The organism is Qiania dongpingensis (genome assembly GCF_014337195.1).
Classification (GTDB): domain Bacteria; phylum Bacillota; class Clostridia; order Lachnospirales; family Lachnospiraceae; genus Lientehia; species Lientehia dongpingensis.
The window spans coordinates 1,855,886-1,878,241 of sequence record NZ_CP060634.1; the positions used below are offsets into that span (position 1 = coordinate 1,855,886).

A 22,356-nucleotide genomic window follows, 5' to 3' on the forward strand; every position below is an offset into this window, starting at 1 on the left:
TTTCAATGGAATCGGATACGGATGTTCACAGAACTTTCACACAATGGTTTCATAATAGGCACAAATTTTTTTTACGATGGTAAAAGATTAATGTCTAAAGGAGGAGCAGCTTTGATTGAGGTAAGAAATCTGGTGAAGAAGTATGGCGGCCATCTGGCCGTGGATAATTTGAACTTCACGGTTGAGAAGGGCCAGATTTATGGTTTTCTCGGGCCAAACGGCGCAGGCAAATCGACGACGATGAATATCATCACCGGTTATATCGCCTCCACGGAAGGGACAGTGACGGTGGATGGGCATGATATCCTGGAAGAGCCGGAGGCGGCAAAAAAATGTATCGGTTATCTGCCGGAACAGCCGCCGCTGTATTTTGATATGACGGTGACAGAGTATCTGAGCTTTGTAGCAGAGCTAAAGCAAGTGGAGAAACCTAAGAGAAAAGAGATGATACAAGAGGTCATGGAGATGACCGGTATCACAGATGTGAGCGGCCGTGTTATCAAAAACCTCTCCAAAGGATACCGCCAGAGAGTCGGCCTTGCCCAGGCGCTGATCGGGTTCCCGGAAATCCTGATTCTGGATGAGCCGACGGTGGGGCTGGATCCGAAGCAGATGATCGAGATACGGGAGCTCATTAAATCACTCAGCAAGAATCATACTGTTATTCTGAGCTCTCATATCCTGTCGGAGGTCAGTGCAGTCTGCGATTACATTATGATCATATCCAAAGGAAAGCTGGTAGCCAGCGATACCCCCGAGAATTTGAGCAAAGCGATGGCAGGAGCACAGAAGCTGTCTCTTTTAGTAAAGGGGAGCACCCAGGAGGTGGAGACCGCCATCGGGTGTATCCGCCAGGTATCTTCCTTCTGCTGTGAAGGATCGGAACAGGAAGGAGTCCTTAAAGTATCATTGGAAGCAGAACAGGAAGCTGACGTCAGAGAAGAGGTATTTTTTGCTATGGCTGACAGAAAGCTTCCGATTCTTGAGATGATGACGACCAGCATGAGTCTGGAAGACGTGTTCCTGGAACTGACAGACGGCGGCGAGGAATCAGAAAAATTAGAAGAGGAGGAAAATCATGCTGGCGATTTATAAGAGGGAGGTCAGATCTTACCTCACCTCCATGCTGGGCTATGTGTTCATAGCCTTGAACCTGCTTTTAGTGGGTATCTATTTTACATTTTACAATCTGCAGTACGGGTATCCATATCTGGATTACACACTGTCCGGAGTCAGCTTTGTATTTCTCGTCACGACTCCTATTCTGACCATGAAGGTGCTGGCTGAGGAGCGCCGGCAGAAAACGGACCAGCTTCTTCTGACTTCTCCGGTCAGCCCGGGGAAGATTGTATTGGGGAAATACCTGGCTCTGGTCACGATTTTTCTGATTCCCATGGTGATCATTGGATGCTATCCTCTGGTTCTGTCGTCTTTCGGTTCAGTGCCCCTGAAAACGGATTATACAGCGCTTCTTGGGTATTTCCTTGCAGGCTGTGCCTATCTGGCCCTGGGCCTTTTTCTGTCCTCAACTACAGAAAGCCCTGTGCTCGCCGCAGTTCTTACCTTTGGAGCCTGCTTTCTGTGTTATATGGCGAATTCTCTGGGAAGCTTCATATCAGGGACCTCGTTTGCCACGTATATCGCGCTGATCGTGGCGGCGGCGCTCATCTGTCTGCTGGTATACGCTATGACAAAGAGCTCTGTGATCTCAGGAGGCCTGTTTTTGCTTTGTGTTATTCTTCTGACCGTGTGCTATTTCGCCAAATCCTCCTGGCTGGCCGGAGGCATCCAGAAAATCATCGGGATATTTGATTTCGGCTCTCCTTTCAGCAAGTTTCTGAATGGGATATTAGATTTGAGGTCGGTGTTGTATTTTATATCGGTGATCGCTGTGTGCGGCTGTCTTTCTGTACAGTCTATCCAGAAGCGCCGGTGGAGTTAGGAGGGAGCCAAAATGAAAAGACCGAATATAAAATGGAATAAGAAGAATATCAAGCATGGCTCCTACAGTCTCGTATGGGCGGCGGCAGTCATCGCCATTATTATCATCCTCAACCTGATCGCAGCGGAGCTTCCGTCCAGGTTCACCAGCAAGGATATGACGGCCAACCAATATTATACGCTGTCGGATCAGTCAAAGGATATGCTGAAGAACGTATCCGAGGATGTGACGATCTATAAGCTGACAGACGACGGCTCCACAGATAATATGGTAGAGAACCTGCTGGAGCAGTACAAAAGCTATTCCGGCCATATTAAGGTTGTAGAGAAGGACCTGGTGAAATATCCCACCTTTGCCGGGAATTACACATCTGATACTCTAAAAGCCGGAAGTCTTATAGTAGAATGCGGAGAAAAGAGCCGAGTGATTTCCTCTTCCGATCTGTATGAGACTTCTTACGACTCTTCCACGTATCAGGCATATACCTCCGGATTTGATGGAGAGGGACAGATCACCAGCGCCGTTGCATACGTAACCTCCGAAGAGATTCCAAAGATTTATGTACTGGAAGGGCACGGTGAAGGAGAACTGAGCACAGAATTGACCGGACAGGTTGAAAAGGAGAATATCGATGTAGAATCCTTAAGTCTCGTCTCCCGCACCTCGATTCCTGAGGATGCTGCCGCACTTTTGATCAATTCTCCGCAGAAGGATTTTTCCGATGAAGAAACTGCCATGATCCTAGACTACCTAAAAAAAGGCGGCAAGGCCTTTATTACCAGCACTTATACCGGAGAGGTTCTCCCTAACTTCAATTCTATCCTGGAATATTATGGGGTAGCCCCCATGGACAGCATGGTGGGTGAAGGAGATTCCAATTACTATCATCCGCAGAGCTCTTTTTATCTGCTTCCGAGCATCCAGAGCAGTGCGCTGACCTCTTCTCTAACCTCTGCAAACCGCAGAGTGTTCACGTTCATCTCTCAGGGAATTGAAACATTGGATTCCAGAAGAGATACGCTGGACATCACAAGTCTGCTGAAGACCTCTGATTCTGCTTACGCTAAAGTCGATGCGGTCAACATGACGACGACAGAGAAGGAAAAAGGAGATATTGACGGTCCTTTTGACCTGGGCGTATTGATTACAGAGAAACTGTCCGGTTCCGAGGGATCGTCGGAGGAATCGACAGAGGAATCGTCAGACGGTTCGTCCAATGAGCCAGGCGGAGAAGATACGGCAGCAGAGACGAAGATTGTTTATTTCGGTTCCGGGTATCTCCTGGAGGAACAGATGGACAGCATTGTTTCTGGAGGAAATTACGAACTGGTCATGAATTGTCTGAGCAGCCTTGTGGATCACGAGACGACAGTGGCGATTCCCGCTAAAAGCCTGGAGACGGAGTACCTGACCATGACAGCTGCAAACGTCAACTTGTGGAGCATTATCATGGTGGCGGCGCTTCCCATCGCAGCAGTGGCCTCCGGCGGCGTTATCTGGTATAGGAGGAGGAAACGATGAAAGGGAAAAAACTGATTTTCGTACTGATACTTCTGGCTATATGTATCGGCGTTTATTTTGTGGTAAAGCGTCTGGATCTGGATAAAACGGACAGTGGAAAAGAAGAGACGGTTTACGTCAATCAGATGGAAGCAGGCGAAATCACCGGCTTTTCTTATGTGAGCGGAGAAGACACACTTAGTTTTTCCAAGGACGGAGACACCTGGCGTTATGATGGGGACCAGCAGCTATCCATGAACCAGACTTCGATAACCTCTATGGTGGCCGCGCTGGCAGAAATTCAGGCGATGCAGGCACTGGACGATCACGAGGAGCTTTCGGAATATGGCTTGGATACGCCGTCCAATACGATTTCTATCAAGGCAAAGGAGGGAACAAAGGAGCTCATCATCGGGAACAAAAACGAGGCGGCCGATGGTTATTATGCTATGATAAACGGTGAAGACAAGGTTTATTTAATCTCTTCTTCCCTTCCGTCCAAGTTTTCTGCCGCTCTGGATACGCTGGAGGAAACAGAGGCGGAAGAGACAACCGCCGAGGATGAGACGGCCGCAGAGGGTGAAACTGCGTCTCAGGAATAAAAATTTATAAAATAAAAAATTTTCTCTCCAGAGCTGACAGCTTTCTCCACGCCAGCCAATTTTGTTTTCGGTTGAACCACAGTAAAAGCGGCATACTAAAAATGATGATTCGTTATGAACGAACGTATCGTCATTATGCGGTGAAAGGAGATTAGCTATGGAATGTACTTGTAATGGTAAGCCTCATATGGAGGGCTTTAAGCAGGAATGTACCTGTGTGCTGGCCATGGGAACCGTTCCGATGCAGCCTTTCGGTGAAATTTATGAGCCGAAGGAAGCGTTAAAACAGGGAACGATGTTCCGGAATCTTGACCTGCCTTTTTTCAAGGGAGGTGAGATTCTTGGGAGGTAGATGTGAAGCATTGGAACAGATAAATGAGGTTAGCTTTATGCTGAATGATCTAACTCTTTATCTGGATACTCATCCGACTGATAAGGAAGCTCTCGGATGGTTTGGAAAATACAGCGCGGAGAGGAAGAACCTTCTGAAGAAGTTTGAAGAAAATTATAATCCTCTGACCATTGATTGTGTGTGTACAGAACATCCAGAGAAAGAACCACATTTTACCTGGGTAGACGGACCTCTTCCCTGGGATTGTCAGGAAGGAGGAAGAGCCCATGTGGAATTATGAAAAACGTCTTCAGTTTCCAGTTAAGATCACGAAAACCTGCCCCAAATCCGCTCAGCTGATCATCAGTCAGTTCGGAGGACCGGATGGAGAGCTGGCAGCCTCTATGAGATATCTTTCCCAAAGATATACGATGCCATGCAAAAAGACGGCGGGACTTTTGACGGATATCGGTACAGAAGAGCTGGCGCATATGGAAATGATATGTGCGATCATCTACCAGCTGACGAAGGATATGAAGCCGGAAGATGCAAAGACAGCCGGGTTTGACGCGTATTATATCGATCATACCTCCGGACTTTGGCCGCAGGCGGCGGGAGGCATCCCTTTTAACGCCTGTGAGTTTCAGTCAAAAGGCGACGCCATCACAGACCTTTTTGAAGACCTGGCGGCGGAACAGAAAGCCAGGACAACGTATGACAATATCCTGAGGATCATCGACGATCCAGAGATCAGGGAACCCATTAAATTTCTCAGGGCAAGGGAGGTCGTCCACTTCCAGCGTTTCGGAGAGGCATTGGAGCAGATCAAAGACAGTCTCGATTCAAATAACTATTACTATTTTAATCCGGAATTCGATAAGCAGATGATGCAGGCGAGGAAGTAACCTTAGGGAAGACAGATAAAACGGTATCAGAGAAATCTCTGATACCGTTTTATCATTAAAACTTACGCAATAATGATTCACATTCTTTCTCTTCCTCATCATTTTCTTGGATCTGTGCGTCACCTGTTCCGGAAAGGGCTTCAAGCATCTTGACTATTTCATTTTGACCTATGGGACCTGAGCCCAAAGACAGGCTTACCATAAGGGTGAGAAAAAATTTATATATCTTTTCTTTCAATAAAATACCTCCGACTCAATTTCTGCTTTGTTTAAAGATTGAAAAGGAAGCGGTTCAATTGTCAAGACGTATTTTATGATTAATCAATGTCCATCCATCAGGCAATAATATAAATAAAGTCACGAAGAAAAAGAAGGTGACAATAAGAAAAAGATGCAGAATGATTTCTTTTGGGACAACTGCAGTTATGGATGTTGTGCATGCATTTTTCGATGTAGCTTCATTATCACCGTCACCATTGGCAGCGCTATTCTCTAAAATTGTCAGTGTCTCAATTACAGTTATTTTATCTAATAATTCATTAACATTATAAAATCTGCAAAAGAACACATTCATAGTTAAACACACAGTAAAAAGATATATAATGAAATAGACTCGAATCCGAAACAGATGATTTTTCTTCTTCTTTATTTCCAATATAGTTCCTTTCTTATCCTCAGCTGCAATCAGCTCAAGCTTTGTTTGCGAATATACATTCTTATCATATCTGGTTCTTCATCTCCTTGAACCATACACAAAAAATTCCATTCATATCTTTTGTGGATCACTGTCTTCATTTTTCAGATATTCCAGTATACTTACTTTATATGCATCTACAGGTATGTTCCATTTAACATGGAACAACAGGGAAGCTTTATCCGCTGTTTCATTGTGTTCCCTAATTTTTACGATTTCCGTACATTAACTCCCGCAACTTTTAATTTTATAGGGATATTATACTGTCATTTAATATCTCTAGCAAGAAAAAACAGTACCATTTCATCTTTAGACATATAATAGTCTCGGTTCGATTGACAAGAGTAAGGCCGCTCTTTATAATGAAGTAAGGTATACTTTACGAAATAAAATTGAGAAAATTATGCCTTATAGCACGAAGTGCGCCTGCCCGGAGGGCATGAATTAAGGGATGCCCTAGGATATACCTTAAAATACCTTTTAAAAAACGATTTTCCGATTTATCAATAGATTAGAAAAGAGGAACAATCCGATTCCATCCAGGCGGCTCGCTGGCAGAAAGATTCCGGGCCGGCCTAAAGGTGAGCGCCGCAGGGCAGAGGCCGGTGTTCCCCAAACGGAGGGAGGCAGAAACGGAAATACCGATTCCGTTTCTGAGCGAACCGGAGACAGGAAATCATCCGGATTTCCCGGCGACATGTGAGCGGTACTCCTGAAGTGGGGATAAAGCGGCCCCTGCATCGCCAGCGAACCGAAATTGTGACGGTCCGGAACTTCTGCCGATGCTAAGCTGGAGCTTGATTGTAGTTAACTAAAAATGATTCCAGAACGTGTTTTGTATCATACCCAGGGCTATCCGTCGGGTATAAGTGATTGCATTCGGTAGAGGGAAGATAATATGAAAAATAGAGTCAGAGTTCTTCGGGAAGCCAGGGGGTTTACTCAAGAACAGCTGGGAAAGCTGACAGGAGTCTCAAGACAGGCGATTAATGCGGTGGAGACGGGAAAATTTGAGCCGTCGATCTGGCTGGCCTATGATATCGCACAGGTATTTGGGTATTCCATTGAAGAAGTTTTTTTGTTCCCTGAGAGTGAAAGGAAATCCAGGGCGGAAAAAAGCAGGAGGGATATAGATGGCAGTACGGCAGCTGCGGATGCAGAATGATTCTATTTTACGAAAACGGTGTAAAGAGGTCGCAGAGGTCGATGATCGGGTACCTATGACGGCTATTGTCTTAAGCTGGTAAATCCGGAGATATTGGAAGAGAGCGGTACTCAGGAGTGTATGGAAGCCTGTCTCAGTTTTCCGGGAGCGGCGGGAAGGACCATACGGCCGCAGAAGGTCACCATAAAGGCCATGAATGAAAGAGGAGAAACCATCATCCTGGCAGGAGAAGATGAAATGGCGAAATGTATTTGCCATGAGATCGATCATCTGAACGGCGAGGTATTTATTGATAAAGCGTTGGAATTGGGGGAGGGACCCATATGGGGCATGAGGACAGGGGAAAAGCACATTTTCAAAAGCTGCCGGTGATATATTCGGAGCCGGACAGAGGACTGACTGACGTACAAGTAAAGGAAAGGAAACGGGCAGGCCTGCAAAACCTGCCGGTGGAAGCACCCTCTAAAACTGCCGGGCAGATCATAGCGGGAAATGTGTTTACATTTTTTAATTTAATATTCGCGGTTCTGGCAGTCTGCTTGATTCTGGTGAGGCGATATAAGCAGATGCTGTTTTTAATTGCGGTCGTGGTCAATGCGGTGATCGGCATCATCCAGCAGCTGCGTTCCAAACGTGTGGTGGACCAGCTCTCGCTTCTTTCTGCCTCCAGATTCCATGTGATCAGGGACGGGAAGGAAAAGGAGCTCGCATCCGATGAATTGGTGCGGGATGATGTGGTGATATTCAAGGCCGGCTGCCAGATACCGGCAGACGCGGTGGTACTGGACGGGGAAGTCAGGGTCAGTGAAGCGCTGATAACCGGGGAAGCAGACGCCGTTTATAAGCAGAAGAAATCGGCGCTTAAATCCGGCAGCTTTGTCCTCTCCGGAAAGTGCCGGGCCAGGCTGAGCCATGTGGGTGAGGATTCCTATGTTTCCCGGCTGACGATGGAAGCAAAGAAGAAAGGATTCGGCAAAAAATCGGAAATGATGGACTCCCTTGACCGGATTCTTCATGTCATTGCCGTACTCTTAGTTCCCCTTGGCCTTTTGTTGTTTTGGAAACAGCACTGGATCATGGCGCTGGATATTCCGCGGTCTGCGGTTGCGGTGATAGCGGCATTGGTGGGTATGATACCGGAAGGGCTATATCTGCTGACCAGCGTAGCTCTGGCGCTCAGTGTGATGCGTCTCGGGAAGAACCGAACTGTGGTACATGAGATGAGCTGTATAGAGACGCTTGCCAGGGTGGACGTGCTGTGTGTGGATAAAACCGGTACTATCACAGAACCTTCCATGAGGGTACATCAGGTGGTTTATTTGGATGAGGAACATTACAGCCAGGCGTATGTTACGGAGATGCTGAACGCTTTTTATACACAGATGGAAGCCGACAATGAGACAGCCATGGCCATGCGCCGGTATTATGGGAAGCAGATACCGTGGGAGATTTCCGGTAAAATTCCATTTCAGTCCTCGTCGAAATGGAGCGCCGTCACGTTTCGGGGAAAAGGCACCTTTGTGGTAGGAGCCCCAGAGGTTTTGCTGAGAGGGAATTTTCCCGAACTCTCAAAACGTATCGGACGACATTCCCGCCGGGGAGAACGGATTATTCTTGCGGGAGAGTATCGCGGGCAATTAGAGGAAGGCCGGCCGCTGACCGGTACATTCCGGCCGGCGGCGTATATTGTTATTGCCAATAATATCCGGGAAAACGCGGCGGAGACCTTTCGTTTTTTTCGGGAACAGGGAGTTGCTGTCAAGGTGATTTCCGGAGACAATCCGGAGACAGTCTCTAAAGTCGCACAGAGGGCGGCGATACCGGGTGCAGAAAATTATATTGATGCCAGAACGCTGGAGACAGAAGAATCCATAGAAAAAGCAGCAGAACGTTATACGGTATTCGGCCGGGTGACACCCGAGCAGAAACGCTCTCTTATCAAAGCGCTGAAGAAGGCCGGGCATACAGTGGCGATGACCGGGGACGGAGTAAATGATGTGCTCGCCCTGAAGGATGCGGACTGCGGCGTGGCCATGGCTTCCGGCAGCGATGCGGCTTGTCACGCGGCCCATCTGGTTCTGTTGGACTCGGATTTTGCGTCTATGCCGAAAGTGGTGGCAGAAGGAAGAAGGGTAATCAACAACATCGAGCGGGCGGCCTCCTTGTTTTTGGTGAAAAATATTTTTTCTTTTTTTGTTACTATCGTCCTTTTGTTTGCTCCGCTCCCCTATCCTCTGACGCCGATACAGCTGACTATGATCAGCGGGTTCACGATTGGGATTCCATCCTTCTTTCTGGCTTTGGAGCCGAACGAAGGGCTGATAAGGGGAAAATTTATATATAATGTGCTGGCGAAGGCATTTCCCGGCGGCCTTACCAATGTGTGCGCAGTGCTTACAGTCTCCGTCGCATGTAAGATTATGGGATATCCGGTGGAGGTCATGAATACCATGGCGGGCATAACTGTGGGGTTCGTGGGTATTTTAGTGCTGGCGCAGGTCTGCTGTCCCTTTGACGGAAAGCGATTTGCTATATGGGCATCTATGGCTGCCGCCATGGTCCTGAATGTGGTTTTGCTTGGAAAGCTGTATTCCCTGGTCCTTTTAACGTTTTCCCAGCTTTTGATTCTGCTGGTGATCATGGGAGCATCTTATCCGTTTCTGATGTTGATGTCCCGTCTTGTTCCTATGGTGATTACGAGATGGAACGGAAGGCGGCAAAAATACCCCCGGACCTTGTGATTTCCCGGGGATTGTGTATAATATAACTAATGCAATATACAAGAGGAAAAAGGGAAGGGCCGTGAGATGCAGGGAGGCAGGCGTCATGGACAGTTATGATACATTTAATCATATATTGGTAAAGCTGTTCAATGATATCATGGATATTGAGCAGAAGGCGATTATTACGGATACGTTTAAAGATATTACCAACAACGATATGCACGTAATTGAAGCGATTGGCATCGGCGCGCCTAAAAACATGTCATCCATCGCCAAGCAGCTTCGTGTGACAACCGGTACGCTTACGATTTCCATGAACAGCCTGGTGAAAAAGGGGTATGTGAAAAGAGAGAGAAGTGAACAGGACCGCCGGGTGGTATACATTATGCTGACGGCTAAAGGAAAGCTGGCATACCGCCATCACGAGGAATTTCATAAGAAAATGACGGAAGCCCTTGTGCGGGACATGGATCCGGAGGAGAGCAGGCTTCTTGTTCGGGCAATGACCAATCTGAAGGAATTTTTCGAAGAATATAAAGAGAAGATATGAACAGCCGCCGCAGATGGAAAAATCCATGCTGCTGCGGCTGAAAATTTCTGTGGAAAAGTATACCTTACCGCACGAAGTGCGCCTGCCCGGAGGGCATGAATTAAGGAGTGCCCTTGGGTATGATACAAAACACGTTCTGGAATCATTTTTAGTTAACTACAATCAAGCTCCAGCTTAGCATCGGCAGAAGTTCCGGACCGTCACAATTTCGGTTCGCTGGCGATGCAGGGGCCGCTTTATCCCCGCTCCGGCAGTACCGCTCACATGTCGGCAGGAAATCTTTATGATTTCCTGTCTCCTGTTCGCTCAGAAACGGAATCGGTATTTCCGTTTCTGTCTTCCTCCGCCTGGGGAACACCGGCCTCTGCCCTGCGGCGCTCACCTTTAGGCCGGCCCGGAATCTTTCTGCCAGCGCCCTGCCTGCCGCACCGTATTTGGCAAATTTCACTTCTTAGATTCCAGAAAAGGATTGGATATCCACACGGCCCGCAGCCTTTAGGCGCGCGGGCCGCAGTGGACCGCCCCAATGGCTTTTAAAACAAATGGGAGCTTATTTCGGTGCGGGAAGAAGTGCAAGAGGAACAATCCGATTCCATCGTAAGGTAAGCGCCGCAAGGACGTTAGCAGAATCTTCCCGGCCGCAGGGAGGTAAAAACCGAATTTCATGCAGGTTTTTATTGGAATCTGACATGGAAAAATATCGATTTATCCATGTCAGTTGGAAAGGACCGACTGGAGGCCGCAAAGATTCTGGTTACGGCTGCCAGCGAGCCGCCTGGATGGAATCGGATTGTTCCTCTTTTCTAATCTATTGATAAATCGGAAAATCGTTTTTTAAAAGGTATTTTAAGGTATATTTTCTAGAATTTGAATATGGCTGCCCCATAAGCCGGCAGTGGATATGCAAAGGAATAATCTCTGTCGTCGCAAGGTTTTTTTTGTGAAGTATAAACCGCTTGCTGTTCTTTCCCGAGCAGACCGTGTTCATTGTCAAGCAATAGCGTGAACTTCCCCTTTTTCGGTACGCCGACCCGATATTCCGGCCTTGCCACCGGGGTAAAATTGCAGATGACCAATATGTTGTTCCGTCCGGAAGGGCTTTTTCGAATAAAACTGAAAATACTCCGTTCCGCGTCATTGCAGTTGATCCATTCAAACCCGTTCCAGTCGTAGTCCTCTCCATAAAACGCAGAATATTTTTTATACAGATGGAGCAGGTCACGGAAATAGTTCTTGAGCTCCTGGTGGAGCGGTTCGTTCAGCAAGAACCAGTCGAGCTCCCTGTCCTCGCTCCATTCTCTGAGCTGTCCGAACTCCTGACCCATGAAAAGAAGCTTCTTTCCCGGATGTCCTATCATAAATGTATACCCGGCCTTTAGGTTGGAAAATTTATCCGGAAGCTCACCAGGCATTTTATTCAGCATGGAGCATTTTAAATGTACCACCTCGTCATGGGAGAGCACCAGGATGAAATTTTCACTGCATGCGTAGGTCATGCCGAAGGTCATTTTGCTGTGGTTGTCCTTTCGGAAATAGGGGTCCAGCTTCATGTATTCCAGAAAATCATGCATCCATCCCATATTCCATTTAAACGTGAAGCCAAGACCACCGTATTCCGGCGGCTCCGTCACCTGAGGCCATGCCGTGGATTCTTCCGCTATGATCATGCTGCCTGGATTCCGGCGTTTCATGATGCTGTTCAAATGCTTAAAGAATTCAATGGCTTCCAGATTTTCGTGTCCGCCGTGGATATTCGGGACCCACTGCCCGTTTTGCTTACCGTAATCCAGATAAAGCATTGAGGCGACCGCGTCCACGCGCAGTCCGTCTACATGAAAATTTTCTATCCAATAAAGAGCGTTTGCAATCAAAAAGTTGGATACTTCATGCTTGCTGTAATCGAAGACCTTCGTGCCCCAATCAGGATGCTCCCCTTTTCTGGGATCGGAATATTCATAAAGTGGAGCGCCGTCAAAGTTTGCCAATCCATGGGCATCTTTTGGAAAATGGGCCGGCACCCAGTCCAGAATGACGCCAATGCCTTTTTTGTGCAGATAGTCGATGAAGTATTTAAAGTCTACCGGTGTCCCGTAGCGAGAAGTAGGTGCATAATAGCCGGTCACCTGATATCCCCAGGAGCCGTCGAAGGGATATTCTAAAAGTCCCATGATCTCCACATGGGTGTACCCCATATCCTTTATGTATTCAGCCAGCTCCCGGGCCAGCTCTCTGTAAGAAAGAAAGTTTTCACCGCGCCTTTTCCAGGAGCCAAGATGAATCTCGTAAATGGAAAGAGGCCCAAGAGTTGGAAGGCTGTTTTTCCGCTTTTCCATCCAGCGGCTGTCGGTCCATTTATAATCTGTGCAGCCGCAGATCCGGGAGGCTGTACCGGGACGAAGCTCTGCTTGAAAAGCGTAGGGATCGGCCTTGTAGAGAAGCTCTCCTGTTTGTGTGGTAATGACATATTTGTAAAGATCTCCCGGTTTTGCCGAAACGGTAAAAAGCTCATAGATTCCGGATGAGCCTATGGGATTCATGATATGCTCGTCGGGGGCCCATCCGTTAAATTCCCCTGACACGGCCACAGAAACGGCATGCGGGGCCCACACCGCAAAATAGACGCCTTTTTTGCCGCTGCGGGTTGTCGGATGTGCTCCGAGTTTTTCGTAGATATTATAATGAGTGCCTTCTCCGAACAGATAACAGTCGGTCTCTGTGATAAACCCCGTTGTGTTCCCCATAAATTTACCCCACAATTTCTAATATTTTGCTTTCACAACCAGTCAGATGAAGACAAAGGTGATTGTTTTCAATCAACATATTCTCACCTGTCAGCAGATCGATGGCCCGGCTTCCTCCCATGGGAAGAGAGAAAGACAAATCGGCCGCGCCGCCATCAATATTGACAGCAGTGATAATATTCTCATTCTCTGATGAACGGCAGAAAGCATACTGCCGGTTGGTCAGAAACAGTTCTCTGTATGCTCCAATACACAAGGCGGGATGAGCTTTGTGTATGCGGGCCAGCTTTGCGATGTAGTCGGTCAGCCCGGTATGGTATTCCGAGAACTGGTCCGGCGATATGGCAGGACGAAGCATGTCGTCGCAATACGGAGTACGCGCTCCCTCAATTCCCCATTCCGAGCCGTAATAAATGGAAGGAATCCCAGGCAGAGTAAATAACATGGTGTAAACAGTGGCAATGTGTTTCTTGTTTTTGAGTTTGCTCATGATCCGGTCCTCATCGTGATTGTCCACGAAGGTGTACAGATTGATATTCCGGTAGATACCGCCATTCTGTTCGGACTGGCGCCGGATGGTGTGAGCGATCTCGAAACAATTATAGTCATTATGACCGGAATAAAGCCCTTTGTGGAGTTCATAATTGGTCACAGAATGTAGCATGGATTCATTGGCCCAGCGGCTGTAGTCACCGTGGATGACTTCTCCCATAAGCCAAAATTCCGGTTTCAGGCGGTCACAGTGGGACCGAAGCGCTTTCATAAAATCAAAATCCAGGACATTGGCACAGTCCAGACGGATACCATCGATATCAAATTCCTGTACCCAGAATGAGACTGCACTGAGGAGGTAATCCTGCACCGCAGGGTTTCTCAGATTGAGGGCGGCCAGTTCATAATGTCCCTGCCACGCTTCATAAGTGAAAGAGTCTCCCAAAGGGCTGCCCTGCCAAAAGTTCACATTTTTATACCAGTCTCTGTAAGGAGAGCCATCCCGCTTTTCCTGAATGTCCCGGAAGGCAAAAAACTCTCGGCCCGTGTGGTTAAAGACGCCGTCTACCACCACGCGGATGCCGGACTCATGGCACAGGCCCACAAATTTCCGTAAGTCCTCATTGGTGCCAAGACGCCTGTCCACCAGGCGGTAGTTCCGGGTATCATAGCCATGGGTAGTGGATTCAAATAAAGGGCCGATGTAGATGGCCGAAGCCCCCAATTCTTTTATATGGGGGATCCACGCATCCAGCTGTTCAAAGCGCCCCTCAGTCTGTTCTTCTCTATTTTCTTTTGGTGCGCCGGTCATCCCCAGCGGATACATGTGGTAAAAGACACTGCTGTCATACCAGGCTGACATACGTTACCTCCCGTTCTTTATGACATGATTTCATTTTATCAATTGCAGGAAGTAAGGTCAAGATACTTTGCCTGTTTTAGCAGAAACTGATAGCGGATCTGGGCGGCTTTCAGAGTATAGCTGTAATAATCAATCAATACGGGGTCCGTCACATGATTGAAATTATCCAGGGCATAGTCGAGGGAGTCCTTGGTCCGGCGGATATCTTCCCGAAGTTCATCGGGGGATATGGAAAAAGCTGGGTTTTCCGGGGCGCCTCCGGACCGGTTTTGGCGTACTAATTGTTTTTTCATGGCAGTCTCTCCTTTCATCCCCAAGTATGCCAGATTATGGTGAAAATTATACTTGACAAATCTTTTTTTATCATGCATAATCTAAATCACCAATTCAAACCAGCCCGTTTTCAGGGCGAATACCCCAAGTAGATTAATTGAATAATGGAATGGAGGTTGCCGGTGAAGTGGCTGCTTTTGGTAGTCTGCGGTCTGGCGGCGCTGTCGGATATTATAGAACGCCGTATACCAAATTTATGGCTGATGACCTGGTTCCTGACCGGGATGCTTCTTTCTGGGACAGTATGGCCTGATTTTTGCTCTCCGGAGGCATTATTTTGTCAAATACCTTTTTTAGGCAGGATAGCTGCCCGGGCAGGCTCAGAAGCTGGAATCCTGTGTTATTTGTTCCGTGCTGCTGCGGTGCTTCTGACGCTTCATCCCTTGTGGAAACTTCGTGTGATAGGAGCGGGAGACGTTAAGCTATGCTGTATCATGGGAGCCTGGATGGGAATATCGGAATTTGCCGGATGTTTCTTTTGCAGCCTGATCTCAGGAGGAATCATGGCGCTCCTGCACATGGTCCGGCATCACATCATTCTTCAAAGATTTTCTTATTTTCTAGCCTGGTTCAGGCAATGTATTTCCAAAAAACAATGGATTGTTTATCTTAAACCGGAGGAAGCGGATAAAAGAAACACCATACCGTTTTCAGCCGCTCTTTTGCTGGGCTATATTCTGTGGATGATGATTTTCCGGTGATCTAGATAAAGAGGAGCAGGCGGCGGAAAGAATTTGAAAAGCGAAATGCTGCAAATCGGACAGGAGGAATAATATGGAGGAGCGCCGCAGGAGATTTGGAATTTACGACAGAGAAGCGGAGTACACAAGAAGACTCGGCAGTTATTTACGCAGACGCTGCGGGGATATGCTGGAGATTAAAATTTTTACCAGATTGGAGACGCTTGAAAGCTGTCTTGGAGACGAAATGCTTGACATGGCCTTGGTGGGGAAGGAAGCGGCAGAGCTGTGCCGGAACTGCAGGGGCCTATGGTTTGCCGTATTGACGGAGGAAGGAGGCGAAAATGGTTTTTCAGATGATGGAACAAACATTCCGCAGATAAACAAGTATCAATCGGCAGAACAGATCTGGAAACAGATCCTGAAATTGGAGGGAGGCCTGTTTTGGGAGGGGGAACGTGACCAGGGATATGGAAATACGGTTTCCTTCCTGGGCATCTGTTCGCCGGTACATGGTTGTGGAAAGACCTCCTTGGGACTGATCATGAGCCGGATTCTGGCAGAACGGAAAAAGGTGCTGTTCCTTACGTTGGATGAATTTTCAAGCCTGCCTTTTCTGGTTGGAGAGGAAAGACAGGAAGAGGCAGAGCTGTCAGAGCTTTTTTATTATTACAGCCAAAAAGAACTGACAGGCGCCAGAATCCAGGCCGCCGCCGGCCGATGGGGACAGGCGGAATATATCTTCCCGGTCAAGATTCCGGAGGATCTGTACCAGGATAACATGCCATATAAAACCGGATTTTTTCTGGAGCTGGCAGAACGGGGAGGGTATGAGCTGGCCGTATTGGATCTGGGGGAACATGCTTATGGAAAGGAACATTTGATGAGACTATGCAGCCGGCTGTTTGTCCCGGGGCGTGAATCGCCGATGGATGAGATGAGGATCAATATGTTTCTGGAATGGCTTAAGAAGAGAGGAGCGGGAGAGCATGCGGTCCGATGCCTGATTCCGGCTGGACCTGAAGATATCAGGAAATATAGTCTCATAAAAGCTTTTCATGGTCAGATGGGAAGCTATGTCAGGGAGCTGCTTGACAGATATGGGTATGGCCAGGGGGTGGAGGGATGAAGAGTGGATCACAAGCAGGACAGGCGGCAGAGCAGAGACAAAAAACAGAGCTAAGGGAAGGAAGCCAGGAAGAATCACTGGGAGAGGATACGGAGCAGCAGCTGCGTAAACGTCTGCTGGACCGTCTGGAGAGAGCGGGACAGGTGGAAGACAGCCATCTTTTGGGGCTTATTGACGAGGAAATCGTCATGGAGAGCAGAAGAAATAAGATTCCGCTGGATCGGAGGATTCCGCTGCGTGCAAGCTTATTTAACAGCTTGAGACGGCTGGATGTGCTCCAAGAGTTTCTGGAGGATGAGACCGTTACAGAAATCATGGTAAACGGAGCGGACTGCATTTTTTTGGAGCGGCAGGGAGTGCTGCTGGAAAGTGATAAGAAATTTTCTTCCCGGGAAAAGCTGGAAGATGTCATACAGCAGATTGTATCCCGGGTCAACCGGACCGTCAATGAGGCCAATCCCATAGTGGATGCCCGACTGGAAGACGGCTCCCGGGTCAATGTCGTACTGCGGTCTGCCGCACTTAACGGTCCGGCGGTGACGATTCGGAAATTTGGAAAGAAATGCTTCTCGCTGGATCATTTAGTGTCGGCAGGGACGATAACGCAGGAGGCGGCAGACTTTTTAAAGGCCTGTGTCCGGGACAGAAAAAACATATTTGTTTCAGGAGGCACGGGCAGCGGGAAGACTACGCTTTTAAACGCCCTTTCTGCTTGGATTCCAAGCGGCGAACGAATAATCACCATAGAGGATTCGGCGGAGCTGCAGATTCAAAACGTGAAGAATCTGGTCCGGCTGGAAGCCAGAAGAGCCAGCGGGGAAGGGGAGAAGGAAATCACCATCCGGGATCTGATAAAGACGGCATTGAGGATGCGTCCGGATCGTATCATTGTGGGTGAGGTTCGGGACGGCGCCTGCCTGGACATGCTCCAAGCTATGAACACCGGGCATGATGGATCGCTTTCCACAGGCCATGGGCGTTCTGCCATGGATATGATGGCCAGGCTGGAGACCATGGCTATGATGGGAGGTGATCTGCCGCTTGCGGCCATACGGGAACAGATTGCTTCTGCCATTGATATCATGGTCCATCTCATACGCAGTCGTGACGGAAGCCGGAAGGTGAAGACTATTTTGGAGGTGAATGAATATGAACAGGGGAAAGGAGAATATCGTTTCAACGTCCTCTATGAACGTAAAAGTCCAGAGGGGGAACTGGTTTCCACCGGCAGTGAGCTATGCGGAAAATCGGGAAAAAAAGATTAAAAAGCAAAAGTGGAAATTTCCAGGAATCTTGAACTGTGTGAAGGGACTTGGATTGACCGGTATTTTTGCCTATCTGTTCTACAGAAGCAAGGCTGCTTTTATATTCATGATACCCCTGGCCCTTTATATGGCAGACCGGATGGAAAAACGTGATAAAGAAAAAAGGAAACAGAAACAGAGCAGTCAGTTCCGGGACGGCATTTTAGCGTTGTCAGCCTCATTGAGAGCCGGACATTCTGCAGAAAATGCGTTTCGGGACGCGGTGTCAGAGCTTTCCTTGCTGTATGGGAAAGAAGAAAGAATGACAAAAGAGTTTGAAAGGGTGACCCTGCGGACGGAGATGAATGTACCTTTGGAACAGGCAGTGGAGGAGATGGCATCTCGCTGCGGAATCCAGGATATTCAAAACTTCGCGGAGGTATTTGCCTCTGCCAGGCGGTCTGGAGGAGAACTGGAAAAAATGATTCAGGAGACAGTTCAGACCATAAGCGGGAGACTGGAGGTTTGTGAAGAGATTTATACGATGCTGAGAGGCAGACAATATGAACAGAGGGTAATGAAAGCAGTGCCTATTCTGCTGCTCATCTATATGGATGCAACTTCTCCGGGTTTCTTTTCTATCCTGTATGATACAGGGTTTGGGAAGCTGATCATGACAGGGTGCTTTGTCCTTTATCTGGCCGCTTGGATAGTGGCGGAAAGGATTTCCGATATCAAAGTCTGATTATCTGTAGAAAACCTCAGAAATAAGAGGAGGGGGGTCAGAGAGTGGGGAAGATAAGTCTCTTTATTGTGGACAGATATCGTTTACTTAGAAAAAGCTGTGGAAAACCGGCAGTTCCGGCGAAACGTATCCGCAGATGCCGCCAGCTTCATCCGGCTTCCGACCCAGAAAGATATCTCAGGGAGCAGGACGGCAGGCAGATATCACAGATTGGGCTTCTCATAATGGCTGGATTTCTTTTGTATGTGGGAGCGGCTATGATCAAAAAACCGCCTGAGCCAGTATATGACCTTACAAGGCCGGAAGGAGGGAAGGGGCCGGCAGTTTACCAGATGGAGGTACAGGATGGAAGGGGGGTGCGCCTTCCGGTGGAAATCACAGTGGAAGAAACGGTCTACACAGAACAGGAGATGGAAAGGAAGTTTAAAGAAGCTTATGAGGAGGTCTGCGAGACCATGCTGGGAGAGAATGACTCTTTGGAACAGATAAAAACTGCATTGACATTACCGGAAAAGGCGCTGAATGGGCTGATCGAGGCAGACTGGACCTCAGAGACACGGGAGCTCTTGGATGACTGGGGCCAGATTGTGAGGCCACAGGATGAAATACCAGAATCAGGAGAAGAGGGAAAATACCGGCTGGCCCTCTCATACGGGGAGCTGGTCAGTGAGTATGACGTTTTTCTGATGGTGTATCCCATGGAAAAGACGGAGGAGGAAAAATTTCTAGAAGGACTGAAAGCAGAAATCAGGCAGAAGATGGAGGCGGCCAGAAGTGACGAGAATGTGGAACTTCCCATTGCGTATGGGGGAGAAACGCTTGAATGGTACACACAGGAGAGCGGAGAAAAAAGGTATATCGTCATGTTTTTTCCTGCGGCAGCTGTAATACTTTTGATTTTGGGAAAAAAGCAGAGACAGAAAGAAAAGCTTCGCGCCAGGGAAAGGGAAATGCTTTTGGATTACCCAGAACTGGTTTCCAAATTTACGGTACTGGTACAGGCTGGCATGACGGCAAGAAATGTCTGGGAAAGGATGGTAAGGGAATACGAAGGAAAAACGGAAAAAGGACAGAAGCCCCGCTATGCGTACGAAGAAATGAGGATTACCTGGAACCAGATGAAAAATGGGGTTTATGAAAGTGCTGCCTATGAAGAATTTGGGAGGAGGTGTGGTCTGCATTCTTACTTAAAGTTTGGAGCTTTGCTGGAGCAGAATCTGCGCCAGGGTACGGTAGGGTTGGCGGCAAGGCTGAAAAAGGAAGCGGAGGAGGCCTTTGAGGACAGAAAGAATGTGGCCAGAAGGCTGGGAGAGGAAGCGGAAACAAAGATGATGCTTCCGATGTTTATGATGTTGTTTGTGGTATTGACCGTGATTATGGTACCTGCGTTTTTATCATTTTAAAAGGAGCGGGAAAAGAAAGGAGCTGGCAGTATGAAGAGAATCCGGCAGGCAGAATATGACCTGGAACCCAGAGATTTTTGGAATGAAGAAACAGCGATTGGAGTGGTGGAGATCATATTAATCTTGGTCGTGCTTATCTCTCTTGTGTTAATCTTTAAAAAGCAGCTGACTTCATTGGTAAAAAGTATTTTTTCTGAAGTGAATGACAAGGCGAAAAATGTGTACTAAAAAATGGATGAGAAAATGGGAGCATAGAGGGTACCAAGGAAGCCTGACCGTGTTTTTTGCCCTTATCCTGACAGTTTTGATTGCCATAGTCATAACCTCACTGGAATCGGCCCGATATTCTGCCCTTTCCTATTTCACCGCTCAGGCGCAGGAGTCAGCCCTGGAATCTGTCTTTGCCGGATTTTACCGGCCTTTATGGGAAAAATATCATATGTTTTTTGTGGCGGATGGCCCCGGTCTTATTTCTACGATGGAAGACTATCTTTCCTACTATGAAAATCCGGGAAAAGGCGTTGTAAAAAACGGAACGAATTTGTACGGATTTCGCTCTGAGGAATCGCGGGCCGTGGAGATCGTAACAGTGATGGACGACGGCGGAGCCCCTTTTTTTGAGGAGATCAGCGAGGATATGAAAAAGCATGGCGCCGGAAATATTTTATCTGCATTGACTGGAAAAGACAAGTTGGCAGAGGAAGCAGAAACAGTTTCATCCTACATGGAACAACTGTCCGAATATGGAACGGCCGTCACCGAAATTGAAGAGAGCTTTGCTCTCATGGATGAGCAGGGAAAAAAACTGAAAGAACAATATGATGCTTTGAATGAGGCCTTGCAGCTTAAAGAATGGCCGGAGACCGTGGGGAGTGAGATAACTGACAAGGCCGTATCCTGTGCAGCAGAAGCTTTGAGAATATCCGGTCAGGAATATGAAAAGATCATGACATTTACAGAGCAGCTGAAAAAGGGCGTGGAGCTGGAGAGGACCCGGATGCTGGAGGAACAGGAAAAGATCAGTGAGACAGCGTATGAGATCATGGAAGAGGGGCTTAGGGATCTGACGGAGTACACGGAAGAGGAAGGAAGCAGAAGAAAGGCTGCCGATTCTCTGAAAGAGCTGTTAGAAAAACAGGCCGGCGGGCTTATAAATATCGAGCCTTGGGAAAACGGAGAGATTACAGATGCGTTTTCAGAGGCGGTGAAACAAGGGAAGGAGGCCTTGAAAGATCTGTCTTATGATAAAGGACAGAACGGAAAAAGAGAGGAAAGTTCCCTTTTAAAAGCGGTAAAAGATTGGAAAGACCAGGGAATCCTTGCCCTTGTTCTGGATGGTACAGTAACGGTTTCAGAGGCGCATTTGAAAGAAAGCGTCTATCCTTCTAAGCTGAGCAGCTTCGAAGAGCAATCTGAGGGCGGTGCTGTGGAGGCAGCGTTCAAGAAGGGGACGGCGGCTCTGTATATGACAGAGCATTTCGGGACCTTTAGAGAGACAGAGGAGGACTCTGTGCTGTCCTACGAAATGGAATATATCGTCGGCAAATACGACAATGACAAAGAGAACCTCACGGCGGCAGTGGAAAAACTGATAGGACTGAGGTCGGGGATGAACTTCATGTATCTTTTACAGGATAGAGAAAAAAGCCTGGAGGCTGAGGCTCTGGCTGCAGCGCTGGTCGGCTTTACCGGAGTCTATCCGCTGATTCGGCTGACAGCGAAACTTTTGCTCGCGGCATGGGCCCTGGCAGAGGCGGTAAATGATGTAAGGAGGCTGATAAAAGGTGATGAGGTCCCGCTTATAAAAAACAGTTCGGACTGGAACCTGTCTTTGACCGGCGCCGGAGAGAGCCTGAGAGCGGAAGGGCAGATAGTCCAGAACCGCACACAAGAGGAGAGGACCAGAGGACAGCAGGATTTTTGGACCTATGAGAAATATCTTCAGCTTTTGTTCTTGCTGGGGAAAACAGAAAGACAGGGTTTTCGCGCCATGGATTTAATGGAAGCGAACCTCAGACAGAAGGATTCCGGATTTTTTATGGAAAACTGTGTTTATCATATATCGGTCGAAACTACGTTTCAGGCGGAGGCCAGGTTTACTCAGATTCCGTTTATGAAAAGAGGCGGCGCTTCGGCCGGAAAATACAGATTCCGAAAACTGGCAGCATACGGGTATCAAAACCCTAGGTCTGCTGGGGAAGAATGAATTGAAATAACGCAGGTAACAGATATCTGCCGCGAAAGGAGGTGGAGACAGGTGCCCTTTTCCTTAAGGCATATCATCCAACAAGTAATCAGGAACTCTCATTTTCGAA

Annotated in this window: 24 protein-coding genes; 19 read left to right on the forward strand and 5 right to left on the reverse strand. The window is 47.9% G+C overall.

The features are described from left to right. Positions 1-111: 111 nt before the first annotated feature. From H9Q78_RS08635 to H9Q78_RS08665, 7 genes are all read left to right on the forward strand, one after another. Entirely contained in the window at positions 112-1,095 is a 984-nt protein-coding gene (locus tag H9Q78_RS08635; protein WP_249301011.1) for an ABC transporter ATP-binding protein, read from the forward strand. Then, the gene (locus tag H9Q78_RS08640) at positions 1,079-1,942 is read left to right on the forward strand and encodes an ABC transporter permease (RefSeq protein WP_249301014.1); all 864 of its coding nucleotides are present in this window, start codon (positions 1,079-1,081) and stop codon (positions 1,940-1,942) included. The genes H9Q78_RS08635 and H9Q78_RS08640 overlap by 17 nt, the downstream gene beginning before the upstream one ends. Positions 1,943-1,954: 12 nt before the next feature. Beyond that, complete coding sequence (locus H9Q78_RS08645; protein ID WP_249301016.1) at positions 1,955-3,463, forward strand: GldG family protein; 1,509 nt, start codon at positions 1,955-1,957, stop codon at positions 3,461-3,463. Then, on the forward strand, positions 3,460-4,044 hold the full coding sequence (locus tag H9Q78_RS08650; RefSeq protein ID WP_249301018.1) for a DUF4340 domain-containing protein: 585 nt from the start codon (positions 3,460-3,462) through the stop codon (positions 4,042-4,044). Before H9Q78_RS08645 ends, H9Q78_RS08650 begins: the two co-directional genes overlap by 4 nt. A 157-nt stretch (positions 4,045-4,201) precedes the next feature. Then, positions 4,202-4,396: a spore coat associated protein CotJA gene (locus H9Q78_RS08655; RefSeq protein ID WP_330595115.1), complete on the forward strand. Its 195-nt coding sequence runs from the start codon at positions 4,202-4,204 to the stop codon at positions 4,394-4,396. Beyond that, positions 4,386-4,676, forward strand: a complete 291-nt coding sequence (locus tag H9Q78_RS08660; protein ID WP_249301020.1) for a spore coat protein CotJB — start codon at positions 4,386-4,388, stop codon at positions 4,674-4,676. Before H9Q78_RS08655 ends, H9Q78_RS08660 begins: the two co-directional genes overlap by 11 nt. Further along, positions 4,663-5,280: a manganese catalase family protein gene (locus H9Q78_RS08665; RefSeq protein WP_249301022.1), complete on the forward strand. Its 618-nt coding sequence runs from the start codon at positions 4,663-4,665 to the stop codon at positions 5,278-5,280. Before H9Q78_RS08660 ends, H9Q78_RS08665 begins: the two co-directional genes overlap by 14 nt. A gap of 55 nt (positions 5,281-5,335) precedes the next feature. Here the strand turns inward: H9Q78_RS08665 and H9Q78_RS08670 are convergent, their stop codons facing one another. After that, positions 5,336-5,518, reverse strand: coding sequence for a hypothetical protein (locus H9Q78_RS08670; RefSeq protein ID WP_249301024.1), 183 nt, complete (start codon positions 5,516-5,518; stop codon positions 5,336-5,338). Positions 5,519-6,555: 1,037 nt separating this feature from the next. On the opposite strand from H9Q78_RS08670, the gene H9Q78_RS14495 reads away from it, so the two are divergent. The 5 genes from H9Q78_RS14495 (at position 6,556) to H9Q78_RS08690 (ending at position 10,412) form a co-directional block, all read left to right on the forward strand. Beyond that, positions 6,556-6,690: a hypothetical protein gene (locus H9Q78_RS14495; RefSeq protein WP_283245045.1), complete on the forward strand. Its 135-nt coding sequence runs from the start codon at positions 6,556-6,558 to the stop codon at positions 6,688-6,690. A 182-nt stretch (positions 6,691-6,872) separates the two neighbouring features. Further along, positions 6,873-7,139 carry a helix-turn-helix transcriptional regulator gene (locus H9Q78_RS08675; RefSeq protein WP_249301026.1) on the forward strand — a complete coding sequence of 89 codons (267 nt, stop codon included), beginning with the start codon at positions 6,873-6,875 and terminating at the stop codon, positions 7,137-7,139. 120 nt (positions 7,140-7,259) lie between these two features. Further along, positions 7,260-7,511, forward strand: coding sequence for a peptide deformylase (locus tag H9Q78_RS14535; RefSeq protein WP_330595116.1), 252 nt, complete (start codon positions 7,260-7,262; stop codon positions 7,509-7,511). Further along, a complete protein-coding gene (locus H9Q78_RS08685; protein ID WP_249301029.1) occupies positions 7,463-9,880 on the forward strand; it encodes an HAD-IC family P-type ATPase in 2,418 nt (805 codons plus the stop codon). Before H9Q78_RS14535 ends, H9Q78_RS08685 begins: the two co-directional genes overlap by 49 nt. A gap of 85 nt (positions 9,881-9,965) precedes the next feature. Next, the gene (locus H9Q78_RS08690) at positions 9,966-10,412 is read left to right on the forward strand and encodes a MarR family winged helix-turn-helix transcriptional regulator (protein ID WP_147597170.1); all 447 of its coding nucleotides are present in this window, start codon (positions 9,966-9,968) and stop codon (positions 10,410-10,412) included. Positions 10,413-10,560: 148 nt separating this feature from the next. On the opposite strand, the gene H9Q78_RS08695 is transcribed toward H9Q78_RS08690, so the two are convergent. The 4 genes from H9Q78_RS08695 to H9Q78_RS08710 form a co-directional block, all read right to left on the reverse strand. Continuing rightward, positions 10,561-10,860 carry a hypothetical protein gene (locus H9Q78_RS08695; RefSeq protein WP_249301031.1) on the reverse strand — a complete coding sequence of 100 codons (300 nt, stop codon included), beginning with the start codon at positions 10,858-10,860 and terminating at the stop codon, positions 10,561-10,563. Positions 10,861-11,272: 412 nt separating this feature from the next. Then, positions 11,273-13,153 carry a 1,4-alpha-glucan branching protein GlgB gene (glgB, locus tag H9Q78_RS08700; RefSeq protein WP_249301033.1) on the reverse strand — a complete coding sequence of 627 codons (1,881 nt, stop codon included), beginning with the start codon at positions 13,151-13,153 and terminating at the stop codon, positions 11,273-11,275. A gap of 4 nt (positions 13,154-13,157) precedes the next feature. Next, the gene (locus H9Q78_RS08705) at positions 13,158-14,507 is read right to left on the reverse strand and encodes an alpha-amylase family glycosyl hydrolase (protein ID WP_249301035.1); all 1,350 of its coding nucleotides are present in this window, start codon (positions 14,505-14,507) and stop codon (positions 13,158-13,160) included. A gap of 38 nt (positions 14,508-14,545) precedes the next feature. Continuing rightward, positions 14,546-14,800, reverse strand: a complete 255-nt coding sequence (locus H9Q78_RS08710) for a YaaL family protein (RefSeq protein WP_249301037.1) — start codon at positions 14,798-14,800, stop codon at positions 14,546-14,548. Between the two features lie 162 nt (positions 14,801-14,962). On the opposite strand from H9Q78_RS08710, the gene H9Q78_RS08715 reads away from it, so the two are divergent. From H9Q78_RS08715 to H9Q78_RS08745, 7 genes are all read left to right on the forward strand, one after another. Next, positions 14,963-15,541 carry a prepilin peptidase gene (locus tag H9Q78_RS08715; RefSeq protein WP_249301039.1) on the forward strand — a complete coding sequence of 193 codons (579 nt, stop codon included), beginning with the start codon at positions 14,963-14,965 and terminating at the stop codon, positions 15,539-15,541. 73 nt (positions 15,542-15,614) lie between these two features. Further along, a complete protein-coding gene (locus H9Q78_RS08720; RefSeq protein WP_249301040.1) occupies positions 15,615-16,649 on the forward strand; it encodes a P-loop NTPase family protein in 1,035 nt (344 codons plus the stop codon). Beyond that, positions 16,646-17,914, forward strand: coding sequence for a CpaF family protein (locus tag H9Q78_RS08725; RefSeq protein WP_249301042.1), 1,269 nt, complete (start codon positions 16,646-16,648; stop codon positions 17,912-17,914). The genes H9Q78_RS08720 and H9Q78_RS08725 overlap by 4 nt, the downstream gene beginning before the upstream one ends. A gap of 37 nt (positions 17,915-17,951) precedes the next feature. Continuing rightward, positions 17,952-18,638, forward strand: a complete 687-nt coding sequence (locus tag H9Q78_RS08730) for a type II secretion system F family protein (protein WP_249304798.1) — start codon at positions 17,952-17,954, stop codon at positions 18,636-18,638. 44 nt (positions 18,639-18,682) lie between these two features. Next, positions 18,683-20,041 carry a type II secretion system F family protein gene (locus H9Q78_RS08735; RefSeq protein WP_249301044.1) on the forward strand — a complete coding sequence of 453 codons (1,359 nt, stop codon included), beginning with the start codon at positions 18,683-18,685 and terminating at the stop codon, positions 20,039-20,041. Positions 20,042-20,071: 30 nt separating this feature from the next. Beyond that, complete coding sequence (locus tag H9Q78_RS08740; RefSeq protein ID WP_249301046.1) at positions 20,072-20,269, forward strand: Flp1 family type IVb pilin; 198 nt, start codon at positions 20,072-20,074, stop codon at positions 20,267-20,269. Further along, on the forward strand, positions 20,259-22,247 hold the full coding sequence (locus tag H9Q78_RS08745) for a DUF5702 domain-containing protein (protein ID WP_249301048.1): 1,989 nt from the start codon (positions 20,259-20,261) through the stop codon (positions 22,245-22,247). The genes H9Q78_RS08740 and H9Q78_RS08745 overlap by 11 nt, the downstream gene beginning before the upstream one ends. The last annotated feature ends 109 nt before the right edge of the window (positions 22,248-22,356 follow it).

What these genes read in the sequence shown, in the direction of transcription:
- H9Q78_RS14535 (WP_330595116.1), top strand. Translation starts at nt 7,260, where the DNA reads ATGGAAGCCTGTCTCAGTTTTCCGGGAGCGGCGGGAAGGACCATACGG.
- H9Q78_RS08745 (WP_249301048.1), top strand. Translation starts at nt 20,259, where the DNA reads ATGTGTACTAAAAAATGGATGAGAAAATGGGAGCATAGAGGGTACCAA.
- H9Q78_RS08685 (WP_249301029.1), top strand. Translation starts at nt 7,463, where the DNA reads ATGGGGCATGAGGACAGGGGAAAAGCACATTTTCAAAAGCTGCCGGTG.
- H9Q78_RS08690 (WP_147597170.1), top strand. Translation starts at nt 9,966, where the DNA reads ATGGACAGTTATGATACATTTAATCATATATTGGTAAAGCTGTTCAAT.
- H9Q78_RS08710 (WP_249301037.1), bottom strand. Translation starts at nt 14,800, where the DNA reads ATGAAAAAACAATTAGTACGCCAAAACCGGTCCGGAGGCGCCCCGGAA.
- H9Q78_RS08740 (WP_249301046.1), top strand. Translation starts at nt 20,072, where the DNA reads ATGAAGAGAATCCGGCAGGCAGAATATGACCTGGAACCCAGAGATTTT.
- H9Q78_RS08720 (WP_249301040.1), top strand. Translation starts at nt 15,615, where the DNA reads ATGGAGGAGCGCCGCAGGAGATTTGGAATTTACGACAGAGAAGCGGAG.
- H9Q78_RS08665 (WP_249301022.1), top strand. Translation starts at nt 4,663, where the DNA reads ATGTGGAATTATGAAAAACGTCTTCAGTTTCCAGTTAAGATCACGAAA.
- H9Q78_RS08650 (WP_249301018.1), top strand. Translation starts at nt 3,460, where the DNA reads ATGAAAGGGAAAAAACTGATTTTCGTACTGATACTTCTGGCTATATGT.
- H9Q78_RS08705 (WP_249301035.1), bottom strand. Translation starts at nt 14,507, where the DNA reads ATGTCAGCCTGGTATGACAGCAGTGTCTTTTACCACATGTATCCGCTG.
- glgB (WP_249301033.1), bottom strand. Translation starts at nt 13,153, where the DNA reads ATGGGGAACACAACGGGGTTTATCACAGAGACCGACTGTTATCTGTTC.
- H9Q78_RS08655 (WP_330595115.1), top strand. Translation starts at nt 4,202, where the DNA reads ATGGAATGTACTTGTAATGGTAAGCCTCATATGGAGGGCTTTAAGCAG.
- H9Q78_RS08675 (WP_249301026.1), top strand. Translation starts at nt 6,873, where the DNA reads ATGAAAAATAGAGTCAGAGTTCTTCGGGAAGCCAGGGGGTTTACTCAA.
- H9Q78_RS08725 (WP_249301042.1), top strand. Translation starts at nt 16,646, where the DNA reads ATGAAGAGTGGATCACAAGCAGGACAGGCGGCAGAGCAGAGACAAAAA.
- H9Q78_RS08645 (WP_249301016.1), top strand. Translation starts at nt 1,955, where the DNA reads ATGAAAAGACCGAATATAAAATGGAATAAGAAGAATATCAAGCATGGC.
- H9Q78_RS08640 (WP_249301014.1), top strand. Translation starts at nt 1,079, where the DNA reads ATGCTGGCGATTTATAAGAGGGAGGTCAGATCTTACCTCACCTCCATG.